The organism is Enterobacter sp. C6 (genome assembly GCF_008122455.1).
GTDB lineage: Bacteria > Pseudomonadota > Gammaproteobacteria > Enterobacterales > Enterobacteriaceae > Enterobacter > Enterobacter pseudoroggenkampii.
Window position 1 is genome coordinate 1 of sequence record NZ_QPFW01000036.1, and the last position, 1,196, is coordinate 1,196.

General features: G+C 64.5%; 1 protein-coding gene. It reads left to right on the forward strand.

Annotation, left to right across the window (positions count from 1 at the left end):
* Window positions 1-1,196, forward strand: a 1,196-nt coding sequence (locus tag DOU50_RS00220) for an Ig-like domain-containing protein (protein ID WP_148768458.1), incomplete at both ends; no start/stop codon positions are given.

Here is a 1,196-nt window from a genome sequence, read left to right on the forward strand (position 1 = left end):
GACGGTGGATCTGGCGACCGTTGCCATCAGCATCAATGCGATTGCGACCGACGACGTGATTAACGCGGCGGAGAAAGGCGCGAATCTGGTGCTGTCCGGTGCGACCACCCACGTTGAGGCCGGGCAAACCGTGACCATCAGCCTGAACGGCAAAATCTACACCACCACGGTGGACGACAGCGGCAACTGGACCTGGACCGTACCGTCTGCAGATCTGGCACACCTCAAGGATGGCGACGCCAGCGTGCAGGTGAGCGTCACCAACGTGAACGGCAACAGCGCCTCGGCGGGGCGTGAGTACAGCGTGGATGCGACCGCGCCGTCCGTGACCATTCATACCCTGGCGGCTGACGATATTCTGAATGCCGCAGAAGCGCAGTCCGATCTGACCGTGTCCGGCACCACCACCGCCGAAGCGGGCCAGACGGTGACCGTGTCGCTGAACGGCAAAGACTACACCACAACCGCAGGCGCGGACGGCAGCTGGACGCTGAGCGTTCCGGCGGCGGATCTGGCGGCGCTTGGCGACGGCAGCGTCATCGTGACGGCGAGCGTCAGCGACAAAGCGGGCAACCCGGCGTCGGTTGATCACACTCTGACGGTGGACGTGACCGTGCCTGCGGTGACCATCAATACCGTGGCGGGCGACGATGTCATTAACCTCGCAGAACACAGCCAGGCGCAAATCATCAGCGGTACCGCCACCGGCGCAGCCGCGGGTGATAAGGTGACCGTCACCATCGGCGGCCAGACGTACACCACCGTGCTGGACGCGGCGGGTAACTGGAGCGTGGGCGTCCCGGCCAGCGTGATTTCCGGCCTCAGCGACGGCACCGTGACCGTCACGGCGTCAGTCACCGACGCGGCGGGCAATACCGGTACCGGAAGCCATAACGTGACCGTTGACACCGGCCTGCCGTCCGTGGCCTTCAACGCCATCAGCGGCGATAACGTGCTGAACGCGGTGGAGAAGGGGCAGGATCTGAGCGTCAGCGGCACCAGCGCCAACCTGTCGGAAGGCACCGTAGTGATCGTGACCCTCAACGGTAATAACTACACGGCGACGACCGCCGCAGACGGCACCTGGAGCCTGACGGTTCCGGCAGCGGATCTGGCGGGTCTCGGCCAGGCTAACTACACCCTTAACGCAACCGCCACCAACGGCGTGGGCAACAGCGTCAGCAATACTGCAAACC